Below are 18,581 nucleotides of genomic sequence, written 5' to 3' on the forward strand. Positions count from 1 at the left end.
GAACTCCTGAGGGGTCGGTGAAGAGAGGGCGGTGTGCGCTGCGGGGGTCAGCCTTTGACGGCCCCGGTGAGCACACCCTTGGCGAAGTGTTTTTGCAGGAAGGGATAGACGCAGACGATCGGAATGATGGAGATGATGAGGATGGCCATCTGCAGCGCGGGCTGCGGTGGCAGGACGTCGGGGTTGCCGAGCTCGGCGGGGCTGAGCTGACTCCCGCCGACGACATAGGACCTGACCACCATCTGCAGCGGCCACAGGCTCGAGTCGTTGAGGTAGAGCAGCGATGTGAAGAACGAGTTCCAGTAGCCGACGCCGTAGAACAGACCGACGACGGCGAGGATCGCCTTCGACAGCGGCAGGACGATCTGACGGAGGGTCTGCCACTCGGATGCTCCGTCGAGCTTTGCGCTGTCGAACAGCTCTTGGGGCAGCCCCTTGAAGAAGGAGTGGAGCACGATCACGTTGAAGGCGTTCACCATCGTCGGGATGATCAGCGCCCAGAGGCTGTCGATGAGCCCGAACTGCTTGACGGCGAGGTATGTCGGAATCATGCCGGGCGTGAACAGCAGGCTGAAGAGCACGAGCATCATCACCGCACCACGGGCGACCAGATTCGGGCGCGAGAGGGCGTAGGCGAGCAGTGTCGTCGTGACGAGCGACAGCGCGGTACCCACGACCGTGACGAACACGGAGACGCCGAGCGCCCTGCTGACGACTCCGCCGGCGAAGACCGCCTCATAGGCGTGGAGGTTGAACTGCTCCGGCCAGAGCACGAGCCCGCCCGAGCGGGTGATCTGGTCCTCCCCCGCCAACGAGGTGGAGATGATCGCGACGAACGGCATGATGATGAGCGCACAGGCGATCAGCAGCACGAGCCCCTTGAGGCCGCGCATGAGCGGATGAGCGAGGGTCTGACCGTTATGGAGACGGTTGCGCCGTTGGCGCAGGGGACGTTGCACGATCGCGGTCATTTCTTGTACACCCCTGCCTCGCCGAAGAGATGGGCGAGCTTGTTGGCCCCGAGCACGAGGATGACGCTGATGACGCCCTTCACGAGCCCCACGGCGGCAGCCACGCCCCAATTGCCTCCGACGATTCCGTTGTTGTAGACGTAGGTGTCGATCACCTCTGACGCATCGAGTCCGACCGCCTCCTGCTGCAGGATGATCTGCTCGAACCCGACGGTGAGCGAGTCACCCAGTTTTAGGATGAGCAGCAGGATGATGATGCCGCGCATGCCGGGCAGCGTGATGTGCCACAGCTGGCGCCAGCGCGATGCGCCGTCGACGTTCGATGCCTCATAGAGGTCGGTGTCGATCTGCGAGAGCACGGCGAGGAACAGGATCGTGGCCCAGCCGGCGTCCTTCCACATGACCTGGGACGTGAGGAGCCCGATGAAGGTGTCGGGGTTGCCGATGATCTGCAGTGCATCACCGCCGTGTTGCCGGATCCAGTTGTTGAGCAGCCCGCTGCCACCGAGCAGCTGCTGGAACACCGAGACCACGATGACCCACGAGAGGAAGTGCGGCAGATACATGATCGACTGCACCCACGTCTTCACGCGCTCCGAGACGAGGCTGTTCAGGATGAGGGCGAGGACGATCGGTGCGGGGAAGACGAGCACCGTCTGCACCAGAGTGATCACCAGCGTGTTCTTGACCGCGTTGAGGAATGCGGGGTCGCCGTTGAACAGGATCTCGAAGTTGCGGAACCCCACCCACTCCGACCCCTCGATGCCGAGGAAGGGCAGGTAGTCCTGGAAGGCGATGACGTTGCCGAGCAGCGGGTAGTAGTGGAACATCACGATGACCAGCACCGCCGGGGCGGCGAAGACCGAGAGAATCCAGTTCTCCCGGAGCCGGGTGGCAAGCGTCCGCTTCGCCCGGCCCGACATGTCGAGCGGCGCGGCGGGAAGGCCGCTCCCTGAGGGGATGCGGCGGATCTTCCGACCGTTGCTCGGAGTACGGTTCACCCTGGTGGCGTCGCGTTGATCCCGAAGGACGTCCATGCCCACTCTCCCTCGAATGACAACAGGGCGACTGCGATATCGCGATGTTTGCTTCTGAACATCATACGTTCAAGAGTGCTCATCTTGTCAAGCCGCACTTGTTCATATTTGAACGCCGAGGTGCCGCGTCATGGGTCGCGAAAGAACGTGGTGCTGCAATGGGACGAAGACGCTCAGCGCGACCGGAGTCAGTCCGCCGGCGGAGCGGCGACCGAGTCCCGCACGACCAGCACGGGCTCGACCTGCACGTGCGCCGCCGCCGCGTCACCGCCTCGTTCGATGCGCTCGAGAAGGAGCCTCGCTGCGAGACTGCCGACGTACCGGCGCGAGGGCGCGACCGACGTGAGCGGTGGATCGAACATTCCGGCGTAGTCGTCGTCGTATCCGATGACGGAGAAGTCAGCGGGGATCGCAATGCCACGCGCCTTGCATGCGAGGAGCACGGCATACGCGTTGTTGTCGTTGTGGCACAGCAGCGCCGTCACCCCGTCAGCAAGCAGCCCGTCGATGTATTCCGAGACGACCGCCGGTGCCGGCCAACCGGGGAACTCGGATACCGAGTGCACCGGCGCGGTGAGACTCCTGTCCTTCGTCGCCGCCTCCCACCCGTCGCGGATCCAGCTGGTGGTCTGCGAAGGGTGATGCACGAGCAGCGCGATGCGCTCGTGCCCGTGGGAGCGCAGCTCGTCAATGGCCGCGCCGACGCCGAGCCCGTGCGCCGACCGCACCGACGAGACGTTGGGCGATGCCGCTTTCAGCGGGAGTTCGCGCTCCATCAGTACAACGGGCACCGGCAGCGCCTCGAGCCAGTCCAGGTACTCGCGCGCCTGGTCGCCGATGTGGGCGTTGGGAGTGAGCAGGATGCCGTCGGACTTCTGCGCCAGCTCCTCGACGATTCGGCGCTCCTCTGCGGCCTCGGCGATCGCGCCGTCAGCGCTCGGGGATGCCGCTCGGCTGAGGAGCATGAGCGTGGCTCGGGATCCGGCGCTCTCGATCTCGTGGCGGGCGCCCGCCAGTACACGCCCGAAGTAGTAGACGAGACTGGAGCCGCCTGCACTCGGCCCTGCCTCGGCTGCCGCGTCGAAGGCCATGTCGGGAATCACGATTCCGATGTGGTGGCTCGTCTGCCCCGGGTTCGGCGCGCCCCCGGCGCTGCCCCCTCCGGATACCGTCGCCGGAACAGCGCCGCCCCGGATGCGGCGAAGCAGCCCCCGTTCGACGAGATCGTCGAGATCGCGCCGGATCGTCATGCCGGTCACGCCGAGCTCGGCTGCGAGCTCGGTGACCCTCGCGAAGCCACGCTCACGGGCGCGAGCGACGATGAGCTCCTGGCGGTTCGTTGCAGACATCGGGATGCCTCTCCGTGGCGGGCCTCGGCCCCGTGTGCAGATGACGTTCAGATGACATCCTATTGAACATCGCCCTTTTCTACGGGAATGAACATCCGATGGCTCCGTTCAGGTGAGTTCCAGCCACCCGTCGGCCACCGCCGCGCCGACCTGCCTGGTCCCGGTCATACTGAAGCGACCGGCGACCGAGTCCGAGAGGTAGAGCGGCTGGCCACTGAGCACCGTCGCCGTCGAGATGCCGAGGAGCTGGTTGGGCCTCAATATGCCGGAGGCAAGGATCCGTCCGGATCGACCGGGCCCGATCTGCTCGATGGCGACCCCGGCGAGCGCCGTCGCCGGATCCGTCGTCGACATCAGGCGAACTCCCGCCCCGTCGAGGACGACAGCGGCCCACCGCGTGATTCCCGCCGTTCCGACATTCTGCGTGATCGACTCGCGGTCGGTGAACGTCGGGTAGCTCTCCCCCGTCGCAACCGCATACTCCGCAGCGATCGCCACCCCGGTGAGCTGCGCGTTGATGATGTTCAGGACCTCGGAGTTCGAGCGCGCGATGAGATCCGTCGTGAAGTCGATCGTTCTGCTCGTCGTACCCCCGAAGGTGAGGACCAGTTGACGAGGTGTCGTGGCGCAATCGCCGAGCCGTCTGCCGAGCGTGTTGTTCACCGTCACGGTGTTCGAAGGACCGACGAGGATGCCGGAGATGTCCCACTGCCCATAGAGGTACGAAGCGACACCGCCCCCGCCGTGTCGGAACGTCGACGCCCCCAGGAGCAGGGGCGCGGCGTCGCCGCTCGCTTCTATCAGCACGTCCGTCCCCGTGGACAGGGCCGTCACCTTCAGCGCGATGCCGCGGTGAGCCGAACGGTACCCGATCGGTGAGCAATCGGTGAGCGTGATCGCGATCTCTGCCTTGTCCGCGAGCTGCAGGAGCGGGTCGACGGTGATCCACGGCTTGTCCTCGCCGTAGATGAAACGCCCGGTCAGATCGCACCCGGTGAGCGTCAGCGAGTCGTGCTGACCGGAGCCGAGGGACTGCACGGTCAGCGCCGGCGCGGTGAAAGCCCCGGTCTGGATGAGTTCGCAGTTCACGAGCTCATTGACGGTCGGCGCCGCGAAATCCTTGTTCGTATGGATGTACCAGGGCTCGCGGGTGCCGACGAACGTGCAGTCCTCGAATCGCTCGTACACCCCAGACGCCGACCCGTAGCCCCACGGACGCTCACTCACCCACACGGTGGAAGGAGACATCCCGGATCCCGGATTGGCGGTGCGCCACGTTCGCGCGCCCTGGTTCCCGAAGTGCTCGATGCGGCAGTTCTTCACGAGATGCACAGCGTCGACGTTGGCACCGGAGCTCTCGGAGTGCACGGCGTAGCGCATGTTCATCGCGGTGATCGTGAGGTTCTCGAGCCCCGAGGTCTTCTTCAGCCACAGCGTCGAGTTGCCGGCGATCTGGGCGTCGGTGGCCGAGTCGGGCAGGCTGCCTGCGAGCACGCACTCGGTCCGCGACGTTCCCCTCACCGTGGTGTACGGCGCGACGGTCCACTCCCGCTCGGTGTACACCCCTGGCTGCACGAGGATCACGTAGGGCGCGGTTTCCGACGATGAGGTGATCGACGCGTTCGCCAGCTTCGGCGAGAGGAAGTCCGCGGTGCCATCGGGGCTGACCGTGAGGACCGTCGGCTCGACCGCGGCCCACGCGGCGCGCGTGTTCCAGTCGAATGCTCCGGCCACGGCGAGGCCCAGAGCTCCGGCGAGGACCGTCCTCCTGGAGACGAGAACGCCGCCCTGAACCGACGGACGTCGCACGCTCACGGGATGTCCAGAACGAGGTCGGTGCCGTTCCAGCTCGTGGTCGCGCCGAGTCCATCGGCGAAGAAATCGAGCGGGAGCAGCGGCTCGCCGTAGTCGCCGAGAACGGGAGGCGTATCGAGCACGAAGGGAACACCGTCTCTGAGCGCATTCACGCTGCCGATGGTCGCCTCGACGAGCACACCGCCGTGGCGCACGCTGTACACGCCCGTGGAGGAGCGCAGCTCTGCGCGGATCGAGCGCTTGCGGAACACGAAGTCCGCAGGCACGAGCGGAACGCCTGCGACCACGCGCACGTACATCTCCGGATACACCGCACCGTTGAGCGAAGCGCGGCTGCCTGCCTGCGGGGAGAACATGACGCGCACCGATTCGATCGCAAATTCTCCCGTCACGGTGAGCGGGTCGATCCGGAATCGGCGGATGATCCCGCGCCATTTCGGCATCCGCCAGACCGGGATGTCATATTCGTTGTTCGATCCGGGCACCGGATTCACACAGAAGTCCATCCCCTTGTCCGTCGCGTACGCCGCTTCGGTCGAGGTGGTGAAGAAGAACTCCTGCTGACTCGGCGTGCTGGTGGTGAGCTTCACCCTGATGTACGGATGATCGGCGGCCTCGAAATCCAGACCGTCCGGAGTCTGCACCACGGGATCCGTCGTCGTCGCCGTTCCTCGGAGAGCCCCGCCTTCGACGCGCAGGCTCGTGATGGTCCCGTGCAGATCCGTCCATCCCTCGAGGTCGCCATCCGTGGCAAAGGTCCACTCGTGATCGAACACCGACGATGTCGTCGGCGTCGTCGCGTTGACCGGCGGGAAGACGCGGCCCGCCGGATAGAGCGTCGTCACCCTGTCGATCTGCGCGGTTGTCGGCGCCGTGTTCGCGATACCGGCCGAGGTGCCGAACGCTCCACGGATCGCCTCGAGGTAGCCGAAGCCGGCCAGTTGGGCGGGGAACAGGAAGTGCCCCTCCCCGTACTCGTTCCAGTTGTCGAGGATCACCATGCGCCTCGACAACGCTCCGGCAGGCGCACCGGGCATGAACGTGTCGCGCGCCCACACGGCGAGGTCGGCATAGGTGGTCGGGCTCGCGTAGTCGCCAGGAATCGAGTTCCATGCGAGATCGTTTCGTCCGATGGAGACCGTCGGCAGCACGTCGACCGTGCTCGCTCCTCGCCGCTCCACCATCGCGGCGGTCTGCGGTCCGAAGTACCCCTTGCGGCTGTATGCGTACTCGGCGTCGAAACCGAGGGCCGCCGTCGCCGTCGTTCCCGTGCCGAGCACGATCAGACCGGCGAAGCCGGCAGCCACCGCACGCGAACGCAGATAGTCGATCTCGGCGCGGACGCCCGCCTCGCTGCCGAAGCTCGAGACGAGCGCGGCGATCTTGTAGATCGAGACGACCGGCTTGTTTTCGACCTTGAGATAGCGCGGATCCTTGAAGTAGTACTCGAGCCAGAACGGGACGATGTACTTGCGGAAGTCGGCGCTGTCCGTGGCCTCGCTCGCGTTCTCCCACATGATCATGAAGTCGACGGCATCGCTGTATCTGGATTCGAAGTAGCCCTCGTGCAGGTGCATCCCGAGTCGAGGCATCTTGATCGCCGTGCCTTTGCCACTCTGAGGCCGATACCAGCAGTAGATCTGGAAGGACACTCCGTTCTCGGCGAGCCACTTGTTCTCCCAATCCGCAACCTCGGGCGATCCCTCGTCGTAGTACCCGAGGTAGGGAGTGCGCTCCTTGTGCGGATTGATGACGTCCCAGCCGCGGTGGTACCCCTCGCGCCACAGCGAACAGGACTGCACCCCGACCAGGTAGGTGCCGGTGGCGACGGGGGTCGGCGCCGCGACGTAGTCGCCGGGATAGGCGGCGCTCGGCCCGAGACGGATGTCGTCGAAGTATGCGGTGGCCCCCGACGCGACGGTGAGTGCGAGCTTGGTCGGGGCCGTTGCGGCGGCGGCCATCAGAGTCACGGCCGTCGCCTTCTTCTTGCCGTTGTGGAACAGGTCGGCGGTCGCGCCGCTCATCACGACGTGCACCTTGTGCCAGATCTCGGCAGCGAAGTTCAGAGAGGAGAAGACGACGTCCGCGCCGGACGCGTCACGGTAGTGGAGTTTCCCGGCACTGAGTGAGAGCCGCAGCTGACGCCCGTTGCCGATCCAGAGCTCGATGACCAGGCCGTTGGAGTTCACGGGTAGGAAGAACGAGATGTCGAACCGGGTCGGCGTCGTCATCGGCGAGACCGGTGTGCTCACGCCGGCAGCCGATCCACCCGTGACGAGCCGCATGGTGTGGTTGTCGGCGTGCCGAGAGGCGTTGAGCTTGACGACCGCAAGCGTGGCAGCCCCCGTGGTCGTCCACGAGCCGAGCGTGTTGCCGGGGTTCACCGAGACGAAGTCCTCCAGGAGGGAGAATCCTGTGGCGATTCGGATCGGGCCCAGATACAGATCGGAGGTCGAGGCCGTCTCGAACGCCACGGTGTCCAGCCCCGTGACCGCGTTCGTGAAAGGTGCTCCCGTCAGCACGCGCTGGCCGTCGACGTCGATGGAGACGGTCTGGGCCGTGGCATCGGCGATCACACGCACTCCACGCTTGACACCGTCCTCGACCGTCACGAGCGAAGTCATCCCGTCGGGCGCGACATAGCGGAGCGCCCCGTCGACGACTTCCAGTCCGACCCCGACCGAACCGCCGTCATCCAGCAGCGCGAACGTCGCGCCCTCGATTCCGGCGATCGGCTGGAAGCGGAACTCCCACACCAGCGGGCCAGTGGAGACTCGACGGAATCGCTTGCTCAGCCCGACGACAGGCAGCCCCGCGGCATCCGTCAGCCGGAACCAGTTCCCGAACGAGTAAGTGACGGAACCACCGAGTCCGCGGATCTCCCAACCCGAAGCTGCGAGTTGACGCGGATCGAAATCGACCAGGAACGCGAAGGACTCGTCGAGGAGAAGCGCCGGCGTCGCGGGTGCCGGCGGCTGCGGGACGGCCTGCGCGCTGCTCGCGCCGGCGAGCACTCCCGTGCCCGAGCCGACTGCGACCCCGGCGGACAGCACCGCGACGATCTGCAGGAAGCTGCGGCGCCCCAGGACGAATCCCGGATCGTGTTCGGACGATGAAGGCGTTGCTGAGTTCATCCGTCATTCCCCTTTGAATGAGTGTCCTGTTTAAAACAACAGTGTTCTGTTTCAAACACTATGTGCGCAAGAGAACTCAGTCAAGCAGGTGTCCGGCGGTTGTCAGCTCGAGAGTCGGTAGAGCGTCAGCGGTTGCGGGGTCGGCCATTCCGACCGTGGCTGGTCCCGGTTCGGCGACAGCGTCTCCCACCGCAGCACGTACCGGCCATCGCGGGCCTGCCCTCGATCCTCAGCCAGTCGCACCGAGATTTCTGGATAGGCGGACCGCGGCGGACCATCGACCTCGCTGGGGTACCTGGCCGGCACAGGCACCTCCGCGTACGGGAGCAACGACTCGGAGTCGAGCACGATGGATCCACTCGCACCGCGATACTCGTAGTCGAGCCGCATCCGGCCGTCTGCGAGCAGCACCGTGTGGCCCAGACGGATGCCACGGGCGAGCGACCCACCCCCGCCGAACTGCCATCGTCCTCGCCACGCGGTGACCTGTTCGATCTGCCAACCGTCGCCGCTACCTCGGGCGACGAACAGCTGACTGCCGCCGTCTTCGTAGCGGTGGTAGGCGACGACGGGCCGGCCTTCCGCATCGAAGCCGATCTTGTGCAGGCCGTTCAGGAGCCCGCCATGCACGGGCACATCCTCGATCACCACTCCAGCCTGCTCGTACGTCACCGGCAGTACGATCGCCGCACCGGCGCGCGTCTCCCAATGCAGGAGATCCCTGCTGCGCATGTACGACAACCGGCTGTTCGTCGCGGCGTCCGGTGTGTCGCGCCACACCCAGGACACATGGAAGAAGCCATCGGGGCCGAGCTTCGGCTCCTCCGCGTACGCGTTGCGCTGCCCCTCGCCGTCGAACAGCGGACCGGCGAGCAGCGGATGCCACACGCCGCCCTCGTGGTCGTACCGGTAGAAGTAGTTGACTCCATCGCCGCTCGAGCCGTCGCGAAACGTGAAGACCATCGCGCCGTCCGGCGCCGTCAGGAACGCGGGGTAGGTCACGCGGCGCTCGACGGCCGCATTGATCAGCGTCGGTATGCGCTCCAGCGTGGACACGTCACCCGGAACTGCTTCACGGAAATAGACGAGCGGGTCGACGTGCATGTTCCCCGAGACATGGAGGCGACCACCCGCGTCGACCGCCATGACGACGTAATTGTGACTGTCCCACTCGAGCGTGCTGTCCAGAGAGACCCGCTGCCAGGCGTCCGATCCGAGCCGTCGGTGCGCGACCGTCATCACCCGATCGGCGTCGTAGTAGGCGACGTACTGATCCTCGCCGTGGGTGAGCAGCGACTGTCCGACCGCATGACCTGCCCAGGTCTCGTCGATCGGGTACTCAGTCGCGACCTGCAGGCGCTCGGATTCAAGGTCATACGACGCGTTCGGGTGCGGAACACACTCGAGCGGATTCGTCTCGTGCTCTCCGACGACATCACTCACGTTCGACTCCTGTTCACGCACGGGCGGACACCGCCGATTCCCACAACCCTCGCATGTACCCCACCGCATTCAACCTGCCGAGGGTCTCATAGCCCGGATGCGTGTTGTCCTCGCCGTCGAGCGTCGGCACATGATCGGACCGCATCGGTCCGTCGAACCCGATCTCGACATACGCCGCCATCGCCTTCGCCATGTCCGTCTGCCCCTCGTCGTGGAACGTCTCGGTGAACCGGTTCGGCTCCCCGATGACGTCACGGAAGTGCACGAAGCGGATGCGGTCGGCGAACCGGTGGATCGTGCTCGGAACATCGACTCCCATCGTGGAGAACGTCCCCTGGCAGAAGGCGAGCCCCTGTGCGGGACTGTCGCTCAGGTTCATCGCCCGTTCGATCGCGTCCGGTGTCGTCATGATCCGAGCCACGCCGCGATACGAGGCGATGGGCGGGTCATCCGGGTGCAGGGCGAGCTGGATGCCGTACTGCTCCGCGACCGGAACGACAGCGCACACGAAGTACTCATAGTTGGCCCACATCTGCTCCGCGCTGATGAGTTCCTCCTGTTCCTCGAGGTCGTCGACGTCGAAACCGGTCACGAGCGCACCGCCGCGACCGCGTTCGGCCCAGCGGGTTCGTCCCCACCCATGCATCGCCATGAAGTTGTGGCACAGCACCGGTACGCCCAGCTCCGACATCGTCCGGATCAGGCCGTGGATGCGCTCGATCTCCTCGTCGCGACCCGGCAGCCCCTGCTTCACCCGCTCGAACGGCGGGAGAGGTTCGATGACCTCCACAGAGAATCCGGCCTCTCGCACCTCGCGCACCGCCGCGGTGACCGCCGCCGGGTCATCCGGCATGGTGCCGTCTTCGCGTTCCGGCAGTCTGAGCACGGCATGATCGACACCGCATTGGCGCAGCAGCCTCATCAATCGAGGCTGATCGAGTCGCACGTATTCGGCGATCTTGAGCATCAGAGGCGCCCGTACTTCTGATAGACCTCGACCGGGTCCATTCCACTCGCGAAGTCCCGACGCGCATCGTCCTCGCTGGCGACGAGCTTCTCCGTCTTCACCAGCACCTCGACGACGAGCTCGCGTGGAACCACCACGGCGCCGTCGAGATCGCCCATCAGGAAGTCGCCGGGGTTGACCTGCACGACACTCGAGAGAGCGCCACGCAGCGCAATGGGCTTCTGCCACTCGAAGTAGCTCCAGCGCATGTACGCCTCGACCGGGGTGAGATAGCGGACCATCACCGGGAAGTCGCGCTTGAGCAGGAAGCTGGTGTCGCGGCATCCGCCGTCGACGATCGCTCCGATGACTCCGTTCGCGGCGCCAACCGTGGCGTTCATCTCGCCGTAGTGGGCGACCTGGGTGTCGAAGCTGCAGTCGCGCACGTCGAGCAGCGGCACCCCCGTGGCGCGCATGTCATTGAACAGGTGGATGCGGCGATCCCGCATGTCGACGTTGCCCGCCGTGTCGGGGATGCCTTTCACCGTGAACGCCGGACCAGCCAGGATCATGTCCTGCCTGATCGGCTTGATGTCGGTCGCGAGTGCCTGATTCGGGTAGCCGAGTTCGTCGAGCACGTCGTAGATGGCGCCCGAGTAGAGCGCCGCGTAGCGGTTGATGAGCTCGTGGACGTCGGTGCCGTATTCGTAGATGTCGTTCATGTCATTCCATTCCGTCATTGGTGGGTGGGAAGAGTCATCGCCGGTCTGAGGTCATCCGCGGATGGATTGACCGCCATCGACGACGAGCGTCGATCCGGTGACGAAGGATGCGAGGTCGCTGGCGAGGTAGAGCGCCGCCCCGACCACGTCGTCGACTTCGCCGAAGCGTCCGAGCGGTATCGCGGCGAGTGCGATCGCCCGGTGGGTCTCGTCTGCGAGCGCCGCACTGTTGAAGTCGGTGCGGATCGCGCCCGGTGCGATCGCATTGACGCGGATGCCTCGCGGCGCGAGTTCGACGGCCAGCGCTTTCGTCAGCGTCTCGAGCCCGCCCTTGCTCGCCTGGTAGACCGAGTCGCCCGCGAATCCTCGCAACGCGCGGATGGACGAGACGTTGATGATCGACCCTGCGCTCCCCATCAGCGGCACGAGCGCACGGGCGAGGAGGTGCGGCGAACGGAGATTGACGTGCATGATGCGCGCCCATTGATCGTCCGTGACGTCCTCGAGGGGGCGCTTGTCGCTCAGCGCCGCGTTGCTGATGAGCACGTCCGGTACCAGGCCGCGCTCGCGGAGCTCCTCGGCGACGACGCCGGCTGCTTCCGGGTCCCCGAGGTCCACGGTCACGACGTGCGCGAAGCCGACGTCGGGCACCGCGCTCCGGTTCACGGCGACGACAGTCGCTCCTGCAGCGATGCACCCAGCGCCGATCGCGAGCCCGATCCCCCGCCCTGCGCCCGTGATCACGACGGTCTTGCCCTCGAGGAACCGGCCGTTCATGGCGTCGCCCCCGCATTCCAGGCCGAGACACGCAAAGCGGAAGGGTCTGGCTCGCTCGCCGTCGTCGGCGCGCTCACGAATGACGACGCGTGGTGCGTCGGCGTGAGAGTCAGCCCCACCCGCCGCGACTCCCGCGGCTCGAGCCAGAAGTAGTCGTCCTCCGCATCGAGGATCCAGTCAGGATCGCCCCATACCCAGCGCACCAGAACGGCGGGCAACGATCCGACGTTCGTCACCGTCGCGCTTCCGGAGCGGGTCGCACCGGTCGGGGACGGGCCGAACGGCTCGACGCGGTCGAGACGCAACTGCGTGGTGGTGCGCTCGATGAGCGGCCTCAGGGACTGCGCGTGATGCATGGCGGTCGGTACCGGTGCGTCCCGATACGCGCTCCGCACCGCCGGGTCGTCGAGTTCCGCAGAGACCCGCAGCACACGTGTGGCACGCGCGCGGGACACGCTTGCGTCCATGAAGTCGGCGACGACGAAGAGGTACGCGGCGGACGCCGGCACCTCGAACTCGAACGATGGGAACGCCGAGACGGCGAGCGGACGATCGACGGTGCAGTGCAGCACGAGCTTCTCGTCGTAGATCCGCACCTGCAGGTCGCCGCGGGCGAGGATATCCTCGTCGGCATCCCGGTTCACCCCGATCGTCAGCGGTACCCGCTCGCCCGCGGCGAGCGCCTCGTAAGGACAGCGCACGGCAAGGGCGAGGGGTGCGTAGCTGCGACGAATCGCGGAGTGGGCGATCGTCAGACGCCCGGAGTGATCGATCACCTGCATCCCGACCGATGGCCACGGTCTGCTGAACACCCAGGGCATCACCATCGTCGAGTCGACATCGGACGCCCGGAAGTCGGCGGCCACGGTCTCGTAGATCTCGGCCGCACCGAGTTGCACGGCTTCCACGAACCGCTCCGTCGACGCCGAGGAGAGGTCGTCGAAGATGCGAGCACGATCGAGCATCCGTGGAATGCGGCTCGGGTTGAACTCCGCCCAGTGATGGCGGAGCGTCGGATGGCTGTGTTCGAAATGCGATGGGTCCGACGAGTCGAGCGCTGCGGGTGCCAGCGCCGCCTCCGACTCCGGCAGGAATTCGCGCAGGCTCTCGAACGCCGGAAGGCTGTGCCCGCCCCACTCGGTGAGTGCCGGAGCGTGGCGGTAGAGCGCGAGATACCAGGGCGTATCGAAATCGAGGTAGGGGTGCACATCTCCGGCGTCGGAGCAGGAACGCACGAACGGTCGGTGGCGGTCGAGATCGGCCACTGAGCGCTCCATGATGCCGACGGCCGCCGCGTTGGAGGGAAGGTACGGATCGAACTCGTTGCCTCCGCACCAGACGACAAGACTCGGGTGAGTGCGCAGTCGCTGGATGCTCCACACGACCTGCTGTTCCCACACGTCGAGCGGCAGGCCTTCGCAGTGATAGTCGGTGTTGAGCGGGAAGTCCTGCCACACCATCAGGCCGAGCTCGTCGCAGATCTCGTAGAACTCGTCGGTCTCGATCAGGCCGCCACCCCAGACCCGGACGATCTGCACACCCGACTCCTGAGCGAGACGGAGGAAGTGCCGGTACTTGTCGACGCTCAGGTGCAGGAGATCCAGCGGCATCCAGTTCATTCCGCGCAGGGATGTCTCGACCCCGTTGATCCGCGGCGACCAGTCGAGCCAGTGCTCGGCGGTGCGCGGAGCCGACGAGCGGGTGAGCTCGAACTCGCGAACGCCGACCGACATGCTGAGCCGGTCGCGGACGGCACCCGATTGCTCCAGTGCGATCGTCAGCGCGTACAGCGCCGGATCGCCGAGCCCGCTCGGCCACCAGAGCCGAGGCGCACGGATATCGAGCGCATGTCTGACCCATTGGCGTCCACGACGGAGGTCGACGCGCTGGGAACCCTCGGCGACGATCTCCCCGTCGTCGTCGCGGAGCGTGAGGCGCAGGATCGCCGGTTCCGCCTCCCGATCGACGAAGCGCGGGTCATCCAGCGGCGGGAACTGCCCGTATCGCGTGACGAATGCGAGGTCTGGCGACACATCGGAGCGCACGACCTCGAGCTCGACCTCGATCGACGCCGAGCCGTCCGTCTGAATCCGCGTGGCGATCTCCGGGCGTTCGAGGCGGTACCCCGCGGTGGCGACCAGGCGAACCGGGCGCCAGATCCCGGTGGTCATCAGGTCGGGATTGTTGATCCAACGGCTGTAGGTCTCCGCTTTGACGAGGCGGCCCGACTCGCCCGCCTGCTTTCCTCGGCCGGTTCCGGCCGGCGTGATCGCGACCACGATCTCGTGCGTTGCACCGGGCCCGCGAAGGAACCCGCTCACGTCGATCGCCGGGCCACCGAAGGCACCGAAGTGCTCATCGACGCGCACCCCGTCGACCCAGACCGTCGCATCGTGGTCGATGCCGTCGAACACGAGGTCGATCCTCTCCGCGTCCGCTGCCCAGTTCGTCGGCAACTCGACCGTCGTGCGATACCACCAGACTCGCTCCTCCATCCAGAGGTAGTCGGAGCTGTTCTTCCCGATGTAGGGGTGCGGGCCCAGTCCTGCGCGGAACCATTGCCACTGGATCATGGCCTGCGGCTCGACCGCGTGCCACTCCAGGCGGTCGAGGTCTGCGAAAGCCTCACCGAGGTCCTTCGTCGGCGCGCCATGTGCGAGCTGCCACCGGTCGAGAACGAGCTGCGCGCCCTCGCCGCGAGGCCACACGTAGAGCGGCTGCAGTGCGGTGTTCTGCGATCCGGGAGAATTCGACGCCTGATGTACCATAATGAACATCAACTTATCGATATGTTTGAAATAGAACAAGTTGAACGTGGGGATGAATGATGAGATCAACGACGAGACCGACGCGAGTCGCGATCGCCGGCCTGCACGGCTACGGTGCCGTGCACATCGAGCAGATCGCGCGGATGGGGCCGTCCGTCCGACTCGTGGCCGTCGCCGACCCCCTCCCCCCTTCACCCGGCTCCCTGCCCGCCGCAACGGCCGTCTACACCGACCTCGATGTGCTGCTCTCGTCGGTCCCCGACATCGACGTGGTCATCATCGCCACCCCGCTGGACACCCACTTCGATCTCGCGGCACGCGCGCTGCGTGCCGGAGCTGACGTCTACCTCGAAAAGCCTCCTGTCACATCGATCAGCGATTTCGATCGGCTCCTCGACCTGGAGCGCACGAGTGAAGGATCGATCCAAGTCGGGTTCCAGGGCCTCGGTCTGCACGACTCCCCTGCGTTCCTCGAGGCCATCGAGGAGATCGGCGAGGTCACCGCCATCGGGGCGATCGGTCTCTGGCAGCGTCCGGACGCGTACTGGAACAGGTCTCGGTGGGCGGGACGACGCGTGCTCGATGGCATCGACATCGTCGACGGCGTGGTGACGAACCCGTTCGCACACGCCATCGCTTCGGCGCTGCACCTCGCCGGGGTGCGGGACCGCACCGAGATCGCGCGCATCGACGTCGACCTGTATCGCGCCAACCCGATCGAGTCCGATGACACCTCCGTCGTGCGCATCCGGACCGCACACGGCGTCACGATCACGGGCGCGTTCACGCTGTGCGCCGCGGATCCGGTCGAGCCGGTCCTCGAGGTCATGGGCTCAGCGGGGTCGCTCCGATTCCACTACACCGCCGACCGGATAGAGCGCTCCGACGGCACGATCACCCGACTTGAACGGCGCAGCCTCCTCGAGAACCTCATCGCCCATCGGGGCGACAGACGGATCGACCTGCTCTCCCCGCTCCGCGCGAGCGCCCCTTTCATGGCGGTCCTCGACAGGATCCGGTCAGCGGCGGCACCGATGCCTATCCCTCGGGAATTCCTCAGCCGCCTCGACGAGACCACGACCATCGTGACGGACATCGCCGGCTGGATCGCGCTCGCCGTCGCCGAGCACGCCACATTCGCCGAGCTCGGCGCCCCCTGGACTGAAAACCCTGCCGACGCGCCGAGCCGAGAACGCCCCGCCTTCGCCGCAACCGCCGACCAGCTTCGAGGAGCACTGTGAGCACGTCCCGCCTGTCCCTGCAGCTCTACACCGTGCGAGAGATGCTCGCCACCGATCTTCCCGGCACCCTTCGGAGAATCGCCGACATCGGCTTCACGCAGGTCGAACCATACAATTTCACTGCTTTTCCCGAACTGGGTCGCGGCCTCGCCGCGGCGGGCCTCGCCGCGCCGACAGCGCACGCGCACTTCATCGAAGTCGACCCGCGACCGGTCTTCGCCGCGGCCCGTGAACTCGGGATCGAGACCGTGATCGAGCCTCAAGTGACCGCCGAACGATGGCAGACCGCAGACGACGTGGCCGATATCGCTGCGCGTCTGAATGCGACGGCGAAGACCGCCGCGGAGTATGGCATCCGGATCGGCTATCACAACCACGCGCACGAACTGAAGCTCATCGACGGTTCGCCCGCCCTCGAGCTTCTCGCGGAGAGGCTCGACGACACGGTCTCGCTCGAGCTCGATGCCTACTGGGTGATCGTCGGCGGACAGGACCCTGTCGATCTGCTGCGGAAGCTCGGCGAACGGGTGGTCGCGCTGCACGTCAAAGACGGCCCCGGCACGTCCGACCCCCGTGACCAGGTGGCCGTCGGCAACGGAACGCTGCCGATCGCGGCGATCCTCGACGCTGCCCCCGAGGCGCTCCGAGTGATCGAGCTCGACGATTCTCGTGGCGACCGGTTCACGGCTGTCGTCGACAGCCACGCGTTCTTGACGTCGCTGGGCGTGCAATGAGTCCTCAGGATCCCCTGCGGGTCGGCATCGTCGGCGCCGGGGTGATCAGCAGCGAGTACCTCGAGAACCTGACGGCGTTTCCCGGTCTCGACGTCGCCTTCGTCGCCGACCTCGATCTCGAGCGCGCCCGCGAGCAGGCGCAGGCGCATCGGGTGCGCGCGAGCGGCTCCGTCGACGATCTCCTCTCCCGCGATGAGATCGATCTCGTCGTCAACCTGACGATCCCCGCGGCCCACGTCGCCGTCACGCGCGCTGCGCTGCACGCCGGAAAGCATGTCTGGGTGGAGAAGCCCTTCGCCCTCGACCTCGCGAGCGGACGGTCGCTTCTCGACGAGGCCCATCGGCTCGGCCTCCGCATCGGGTCGGCACCGGACACCTTCCTCGGTGCGGGACTCCAGACAGCGCTGCGGACGATCGCGGCCGACGGGATCGGGACTCCGCTGACCGCACTCGCCGTCATGCAGTCTCCGGGGCCCGACCTCTGGCATCCGCACCCGGAGTTCCTGTTCCAGGAGGGCGCCGGTCCGTTGTTCGACATCGGACCCTATTACTTCACCGCCCTCGTGCAGGCCTTGGGACCTGCACGCCGGGTGATGGCGACGTCGGCCACCGCGCGACCGATCAGGACCGTCCGTTCCGGCCCGAGAGCCGGCACCGAATTCCCAGTGACGGTGCCGACGCATCACGGCGGCCTGATCGAGTTCGAGGGCGGCGCGTCGGCGCAGTTCCTTCTCAGCTTCCAGTCCCACCTCAAGCGTGCCGGCGTTCTGGAGATCGCCGGCACACACGGCACGCTGGTACTGCCTGATCCGAATGCTTTCCATGGGGATTCGACGCTCTACGACGACGCCCACCCGAGCGGAAAAATCATCGCCGCCTCGGGGGTGACGTCGACACGAGGCATCGGAGTCGCGGAGCTCGCGCAGTCGATCCGAGACGGGCGCCGGGCGCGCGCATCCGGCGAGCAGGCGCTGCATGTCCTCGACATCATGAGCGCGATCGCCGAGTCGGCCGACGAACGACGCCCCGTCCTCGTCGAAAGCACCTGCGAACCGCAGATGGCACTCCCCGAGACATGGGATCCCCGCAGACCAAGATGACTGCAGCGCCCGATCGGTGCTCTTCCGGTGCGCGCGGAGATCAGTTCCTCGAGAAGTCCTCGAAGATGAGCGTGGTGCGGGTGGAGCGAATCGAGGGGATCGCCTGGATGTCCTCCAGCACGATCCGGCGGAGGTCGCGGGCATCGCGGGCGCGCACCAGCAGGATGACATCGAAGTCGCCGCCGACGAGCGCCATGTGCTCCACCTCGGGGATCGCCTGCAGGCGATCGCGGACGTCCTGCCACGTCGCCTGCTCGATCGCGAGGGTCACGTACGCCGAGGCGTGATGCCCGAGCAGCACAGGATCGGTGCGCACCGTGTACCCGGTGATGATGCCGGCATCGGTGAGTCGCTTGATGCGCGCATGCGCCCCCGCACGTGAGACATGCACGGCGTCGGCGATGGCCGTCATCGACGCACGCGCGTCGCGCTGCAGCATCCGCAGGATCGCGTGATCGGTGTCATCAAGCTCAGTCATGGCCGCCCTTCGAAACGACATCGGATGCTGACAGTCTGCACCAGGTGCGCACTGTTATCGAGCAAT

At 66.3% G+C, this 18,581-nt stretch carries 14 protein-coding genes; 3 read left to right on the top strand and 11 right to left on the bottom strand.

From position 1 onward, the window contains the following. Positions 1-47 precede the first annotated feature (47 nt). From MRBLWO13_RS18300 to MRBLWO13_RS18345, 10 genes are all read right to left on the bottom strand, one after another. Positions 48-971, bottom strand: coding sequence for a carbohydrate ABC transporter permease (locus MRBLWO13_RS18300; RefSeq protein WP_341975516.1), 924 nt, complete (start codon positions 969-971; stop codon positions 48-50). Further along, positions 968-2,008 (bottom strand): ABC transporter permease subunit, encoded by a 1,041-nt coding sequence (locus tag MRBLWO13_RS18305; RefSeq protein WP_341975517.1) that lies wholly within the window; start codon positions 2,006-2,008, stop codon positions 968-970. Before MRBLWO13_RS18305 ends, MRBLWO13_RS18300 begins: the two co-directional genes overlap by 4 nt. Before the next feature lie 188 nt (positions 2,009-2,196). Beyond that, positions 2,197-3,357 (bottom strand): substrate-binding domain-containing protein, encoded by a 1,161-nt coding sequence (locus tag MRBLWO13_RS18310; protein WP_341975518.1) that lies wholly within the window; start codon positions 3,355-3,357, stop codon positions 2,197-2,199. A 108-nt stretch (positions 3,358-3,465) separates the two neighbouring features. Beyond that, positions 3,466-5,172, bottom strand: a complete 1,707-nt coding sequence (locus tag MRBLWO13_RS18315; protein ID WP_341975519.1) for a hypothetical protein — start codon at positions 5,170-5,172, stop codon at positions 3,466-3,468. Beyond that, the gene (locus tag MRBLWO13_RS18320; RefSeq protein WP_341975520.1) at positions 5,169-8,306 is read right to left on the bottom strand and encodes a stalk domain-containing protein; all 3,138 of its coding nucleotides are present in this window, start codon (positions 8,304-8,306) and stop codon (positions 5,169-5,171) included. The genes MRBLWO13_RS18315 and MRBLWO13_RS18320 overlap by 4 nt, the downstream gene beginning before the upstream one ends. Before the next feature lie 102 nt (positions 8,307-8,408). Further along, a complete protein-coding gene (locus tag MRBLWO13_RS18325) occupies positions 8,409-9,749 on the bottom strand; it encodes a BNR repeat-containing protein (RefSeq protein ID WP_341975521.1) in 1,341 nt (446 codons plus the stop codon). A 13-nt stretch (positions 9,750-9,762) separates the two neighbouring features. Further along, positions 9,763-10,716 carry a mannonate dehydratase gene (locus tag MRBLWO13_RS18330; RefSeq protein ID WP_341975522.1) on the bottom strand — a complete coding sequence of 318 codons (954 nt, stop codon included), beginning with the start codon at positions 10,714-10,716 and terminating at the stop codon, positions 9,763-9,765. After that, positions 10,716-11,417: an RraA family protein gene (locus MRBLWO13_RS18335; protein WP_341975523.1), complete on the bottom strand. Its 702-nt coding sequence runs from the start codon at positions 11,415-11,417 to the stop codon at positions 10,716-10,718. Before MRBLWO13_RS18335 ends, MRBLWO13_RS18330 begins: the two co-directional genes overlap by 1 nt. A gap of 51 nt (positions 11,418-11,468) precedes the next feature. Further along, positions 11,469-12,194, bottom strand: coding sequence for an SDR family oxidoreductase (locus MRBLWO13_RS18340; RefSeq protein WP_341975524.1), 726 nt, complete (start codon positions 12,192-12,194; stop codon positions 11,469-11,471). Beyond that, the gene (locus tag MRBLWO13_RS18345; RefSeq protein ID WP_341975525.1) at positions 12,191-14,971 is read right to left on the bottom strand and encodes a sugar-binding domain-containing protein; all 2,781 of its coding nucleotides are present in this window, start codon (positions 14,969-14,971) and stop codon (positions 12,191-12,193) included. The genes MRBLWO13_RS18340 and MRBLWO13_RS18345 overlap by 4 nt, the downstream gene beginning before the upstream one ends. Before the next feature lie 50 nt (positions 14,972-15,021). Here MRBLWO13_RS18345 and MRBLWO13_RS18350 point away from each other — a divergent pair, with 50 nt between their 5' ends. Genes MRBLWO13_RS18350 through MRBLWO13_RS18360 form a run of 3 tightly spaced genes read left to right on the top strand, consistent with a single transcriptional unit; the run spans position 15,022 to position 18,037 of the window. Then, positions 15,022-16,203, top strand: a complete 1,182-nt coding sequence (locus MRBLWO13_RS18350) for a Gfo/Idh/MocA family oxidoreductase (protein ID WP_341975526.1) — start codon at positions 15,022-15,024, stop codon at positions 16,201-16,203. Between the two features lie 41 nt (positions 16,204-16,244). After that, complete coding sequence (locus tag MRBLWO13_RS18355) at positions 16,245-16,937, top strand: sugar phosphate isomerase/epimerase (RefSeq protein WP_341978497.1); 693 nt, start codon at positions 16,245-16,247, stop codon at positions 16,935-16,937. Then, positions 16,934-18,037, top strand: a complete 1,104-nt coding sequence (locus MRBLWO13_RS18360; RefSeq protein WP_341975527.1) for a Gfo/Idh/MocA family oxidoreductase — start codon at positions 16,934-16,936, stop codon at positions 18,035-18,037. The genes MRBLWO13_RS18355 and MRBLWO13_RS18360 overlap by 4 nt, the downstream gene beginning before the upstream one ends. A 40-nt stretch (positions 18,038-18,077) precedes the next feature. Here the strand turns inward: MRBLWO13_RS18360 and MRBLWO13_RS18365 are convergent, their stop codons facing one another. Continuing rightward, the gene (locus tag MRBLWO13_RS18365) at positions 18,078-18,515 is read right to left on the bottom strand and encodes an Lrp/AsnC family transcriptional regulator (RefSeq protein WP_341975528.1); all 438 of its coding nucleotides are present in this window, start codon (positions 18,513-18,515) and stop codon (positions 18,078-18,080) included. Between the last annotated feature and the right edge of the window lie 66 nt (positions 18,516-18,581).

The organism is Microbacterium sp. LWO13-1.2, from assembly GCF_038397725.1.
Taxonomy (GTDB): domain Bacteria; phylum Actinomycetota; class Actinomycetes; order Actinomycetales; family Microbacteriaceae; genus Microbacterium.